We start from the raw sequence: 4,286 nt of genomic DNA, 5'->3' as shown, positions 1-4,286 counted from the left end.
CCGCGTAAATGCGTCCGAGCGACCGAAGGGAGTGGTCTTAAGCGCCTTGTTATAAGCAAAGCCAGTTCCTTTGGTCTTTTTAAAAACTGTTGAAGCCAGCATACGATTGATTGTTAACACAAACAAGCAAAACGACTGTGCACAAATGTTTTTGATTTGACTGAAGCTAGCCGCCATCTGAGCTATTGAGTGTAATGGCGCTTGCGAGGTTCAACTAATAACTTGGCGATAAAGCGCCTATTACACCACCTTTGAGTTATGAGCGGCGGATTTAAACCTACCACAAGCCAGAGCGATGCTAATGAAAACAGGTGAGGGCAGTTACACTGGGATTTGTATAAAGCCAAACGAAGTTTAGGCTGACGCCTTATAACACCCGCATAACGGGCAATAACACGTAGGCTAAAATTGGAGCGATGCGACTGAGCCTACGTGTTATTGTCCCAGCGAGCCCGCGAGCGAGTTTATGCGATTGTTATACGATTTCTATCGCGTACCTTTAATACTGAAGCTTTTTTTAGTGCCCACCAACCTATAACGGCACTCATCACAATCCTCGTAGGGAAATATGCTAAAGCAGGAACAGAAAATAACCAAGTTGCAAAGTCTTTAGGCATAACCACGAATGCGACGCTTTTTACCCAATATATAACCTCTACATAGTTTTTTAGAAATTCATCTAAAGATATACCAAAAGAGACGAGGTCTGATGACATAGCCACCCAAAAAGCGTAAATACCTAGCCCACCATCTCCAAAGCTTCCAATAACTGAAGACCAACCAATAAAGAGTAAGAATGCGCGCACAAATGTGTCCTTCCGTGAATCGTATAACTTTTCAATAACGGGCGCAGACATGTGGGGCATAATGGCGAAGCCGCCCCGCGTGTATGCGTCCCAGCGAACGAAGTGAGTGAGTTGATTGGCTTGTTAGCCACCATTTACAACATCCTCAACTATATAGTAACCCCATAAACCTGTTTTAAGGGTCACCTCAAGTTTGTCTCCGACACTGTATGTCGTTTTTGGAGTTTCTCCAAGATTGAGTGACGTTGCATAATCGCCATTTGAGATTAATATGTATTCAAATAAATCGTATCTAACACGTTTTTTCCCGATAGCTTTCACTACAAATTTCTCTACGTGCACTTCTTCAGATGCGAATATGTGATTAGATATTGAAATTAAGCCAATAAATCCAAAGGTAGAGAAAACTATGAGCAGGGGAAAGTTAATTAACCGTTGATGGAATGGCGTTTGTCCAGGTTCGTCTGTTATTAAATAACTTGCAGATTTAGCATGTCTCCACTTTTGAAATAGCCTTATAGCAGGAGCGCTTGAAATACCAAGCCCAACAGCGATGTATGTCAAAATGCCATCATCGAGTACATCGCTAAAGGCTAAAAAACTAAGCTGAAGGACAGCGGCACTATATGCAATAAAAAATGATAATGAAAAAAATTGGCTCATAGTGTCTTTGGTGGCTAACTTTAAGCTAAGGGGCGCAGATACGTGGGGCATAATGGCGAAGCCGCCCCGCGTATAGGCGTCCCAGCGACCGAAGGGAGTGAACTTAAGCGCTTTGTTAGAAGCAGAGCCTGTTCCCTTGGCATTTTTAAAAACTAATAAAGCCAGCATACGATTGATTATTAACACAAACAAGTAAAACGACAGCGCGGTGATGTTTTTGATTTAACTGAAGCAAGCCGCCCTTTGAGCTGACAAACGCAATGGCGCTTGCTGACTGAAAATAAGAACTTGGCGATAAAGCGCCTATTGCGCAACCTATGAAGTTGAAGTGGCGAAGTTAAAACCACCAAAAGCCATAGCGATTTTTGAAACAGCAGGTAAGGGCGGTTGAACTGTTATTTGTATTAAGCCAAACGCAGTTTAGGCTGACGCCTTCTAACGCCCGCGTAATAGGCGCGAGCTCGCGAGCGTCCTAATTGACGCGCTTGTTATATTTTATTTTCAATTTCACGTTGTAGTTTTTCAAGCTCATCAAGCACTTTCATAAATTTGGCTCCGAAATCAGTGACTTCGTACTCCACCCTCGGTGGCACCTCATTGTAAGAAATCCGCTCCAAGATCCCAAACTCCGTATTTTTACGTAGGCACTGGTTCAGAACTTTAGTGGTTAAACCTTCAATGCTGCGCACCATTTCACCAGGCCGATTGATTCCATCAGCCAAGAGCTGATAAACCGTAAGAGACCATTTACAGCCATAAATAGTCTCCACTATCTTTGCACTTTCAGTAGGTGCAGTTTTTCTCAAATATTTTTTTTCTCTATCTTTCATAAAGATGTACCAAAAAGTACCTACCTTACCAATTTGTACTTACTTTTTAACGCCACAGTGATTCGATAAATTCTCTCCGTACCTTAACATATATCGGAGAAAATCTATGACAACTTCAAACATCGCATTAATCATCGGTGGTTCGAGCGGAATGGGGCTGGCAACAGCAAAACAACTCGTCGCTCAAGGGACCAGTGTTATTATCTTAGGCAACAACGCTGAAAAGCTGGAGTCGGCCAAGTCTCAGTTAACCGCAATAGCGAGCAATGATATTAATATTGAGACATTACAAGCCAATCTCTATGAGCAACAAGATGTTGACAGAGTGATTCAAGCGATAAACTCGGACGAAAGGCATATCCAATACCTTGTTAATTCGGCAGGCTACTTCAACCCTAAGCCATATTTGGAACACGAATTAGAGGATTATGATGCTTATGCTGTACTGAATCGGGCTACCTTTTTTATAAGCCAAGCCGTATCCCAAAATATGAGTAACAATGGAGGTGGTTCCATTGTTCATATTGGTTCAATGTGGGCAAAGCAAGCGATCAAAGCAACCCCTTCTTCTGCTTATTCCATGGCAAAAGCAGGATTACACGCGTTAACGCAGCATATGGCAATGGAACTAGCCGACCATAGTATTAGGGTAAATGCAGTGTCACCTGCGGTAGTGAAAACGCCAATTTACGAAACTTTTATCGATCCAGCAGAAATGGACGATGCCCTTGCAGGTTTTGACAGCTTCCATCCCATTGGTCGTATTGGTACACCAGATGACGTTGCCAACGCTATCATGTTTCTTTTGAACGAGAGTGCAAGCTGGATAACAGGCGCGATTTGGGACGTTGACGGCGGCGTTATTGCTGGCAGAAATTAGGCAACAATCTTTATTAGAGGTCAATATGACTACCTTAATCAATGCTGATTTCAAGCAACGTGTAGTAATTCAACCCGCCGACTATAAGTGGGTTGATTCTCCTATGCCTGGCGTTGAGCGCATGATGCTTGATCGCGTTGGAGATGAGGTTGCACGAGCGACCTCTATCGTTCGTTATGCACCACACACCGCGTTTTCGTCACACTCTCATAGTGGTGGAGAAGAATTCTTAGTGCTTGATGGTGTGTTTTCGGACGAGCATCAGAACTGCGCAAAGGGGAGCTATGTGCGCAATCCAATTGGTACGTCTCACACACCAAATATAGGTAAAGAGGGTGCAACTATATTGGTAAAGCTACATCAATTTGATCAGGACGACACAGAGCAAAAAATGATAGACACTCAAAACCACCCGTGGCACCAAGGGCTTGTAGATGGGCTAACGGTGATGCCGTTACATGAGTTTAAAGGTGAGAAGGTCGCCTTAGTTAAATGGTCACCTCACACTCAATTTCAATCGCACAACCATTGGGGAGGGGAGGAAATCTTTGTATTGGAAGGCACGTTTTACGATGAGCATGGCCAATATCCCAAAGGCACTTGGCTTCGTAACCCCCACATGAGCCAGCATACGCCCTTTACGAAAGAAGATGGCGCATTGATTTATGTGAAGGTGGGGCATTTGTAAATATAACTTTAAGCTAAGGGGCGCTAGCATGTGGGCTATAATCCGAACGAAGTGAGTCAGCCCACATGTTAGCGTCCCAGCGACCGAAGGGAGAGGCTTGAGCGTTTTGTTAGGCGTACAACTGGAAGTACGCAGCTTTGCTGCCACCACTAGCCGATACGGCCACTTATTTAAATTATTGAAATTAAGATAAAACAACCCTGTGCGAAAAGCCAGATGTTAACGGTAATGCTGGATAAAAGAGCGAGTTTAGAAGACGGATGATGTTAAATGTTGGCGTTGCTTTTTTTGATAAAAAGCGCGTTGCTAAAGCCGTCGAAACTACAGAAAAAGCAAGCTGTAAAGACAACCTAGCGAAACAACCTTGATGCTGTAATGTCACGGTTAAACCCACCTTTTTATGCTGTAAGTAAATGACG

Annotated in this window: 6 protein-coding genes; 2 read left to right on the top strand and 4 right to left on the bottom strand. The window is 43.5% G+C overall.

Annotated features, from left to right (window positions below; translation table 11 throughout):
• Positions 1–464: 464 nt before the first annotated feature.
• The 3 genes from V7R55_RS19325 to V7R55_RS19315 all read right to left on the bottom strand — a co-directional run bounded on the left by V7R55_RS19325 (position 465) and on the right by V7R55_RS19315 (position 2,299).
• Positions 465–806, bottom strand: coding sequence for a hypothetical protein (locus V7R55_RS19325; protein WP_239247937.1), 342 nt, complete (start codon positions 804–806; stop codon positions 465–467).
• Positions 807–929: 123 nt separating this feature from the next.
• Positions 930–1,469 carry a hypothetical protein gene (locus tag V7R55_RS19320; RefSeq protein WP_334060984.1) on the bottom strand — a complete coding sequence of 180 codons (540 nt, stop codon included), beginning with the start codon at positions 1,467–1,469 and terminating at the stop codon, positions 930–932.
• Between the two features lie 488 nt (positions 1,470–1,957).
• Positions 1,958–2,299, bottom strand: a complete 342-nt coding sequence (locus tag V7R55_RS19315; RefSeq protein WP_301179611.1) for a winged helix-turn-helix transcriptional regulator — start codon at positions 2,297–2,299, stop codon at positions 1,958–1,960.
• A gap of 106 nt (positions 2,300–2,405) precedes the next feature.
• Here V7R55_RS19315 and V7R55_RS19310 point away from each other — a divergent pair, with 106 nt between their 5' ends.
• Together V7R55_RS19310 and V7R55_RS19305 are read left to right on the top strand one after the other, a co-directional pair.
• A complete protein-coding gene (locus V7R55_RS19310) occupies positions 2,406–3,179 on the top strand; it encodes an SDR family NAD(P)-dependent oxidoreductase (protein ID WP_301179610.1) in 774 nt (257 codons plus the stop codon).
• 25 nt (positions 3,180–3,204) lie between these two features.
• Positions 3,205–3,867 carry a cupin domain-containing protein gene (locus tag V7R55_RS19305; protein WP_301179609.1) on the top strand — a complete coding sequence of 221 codons (663 nt, stop codon included), beginning with the start codon at positions 3,205–3,207 and terminating at the stop codon, positions 3,865–3,867.
• Between the two features lie 184 nt (positions 3,868–4,051).
• Here V7R55_RS19305 and V7R55_RS19300 read toward each other — a convergent pair.
• A partial coding sequence (locus V7R55_RS19300; RefSeq protein WP_334060979.1) for a hypothetical protein occupies positions 4,052–4,286 on the bottom strand: 235 nt, incomplete at its 5' end.

It is taken from the genome of Alteromonas sp. S005 (assembly GCF_036864475.1).
Taxonomy (GTDB): Bacteria; Pseudomonadota; Gammaproteobacteria; order Enterobacterales; family Alteromonadaceae; genus Alteromonas.
The sequence above is the reverse complement of the archived record's forward strand: the minus strand, read 5'-3'. Positions and strand labels throughout refer to the sequence as shown.

Excerpts from the sequence above, each read along its gene's own strand:
- V7R55_RS19320 (WP_334060984.1), bottom strand. The coding sequence starts at position 1,469 with ATGAGCCAATTTTTTTCATTATCATTTTTTATTGCATATAGTGCCGCT.
- V7R55_RS19315 (WP_301179611.1), bottom strand. The coding sequence starts at position 2,299 with ATGAAAGATAGAGAAAAAAAATATTTGAGAAAAACTGCACCTACTGAA.
- V7R55_RS19310 (WP_301179610.1), top strand. The coding sequence starts at position 2,406 with ATGACAACTTCAAACATCGCATTAATCATCGGTGGTTCGAGCGGAATG.
- V7R55_RS19305 (WP_301179609.1), top strand. The coding sequence starts at position 3,205 with ATGACTACCTTAATCAATGCTGATTTCAAGCAACGTGTAGTAATTCAA.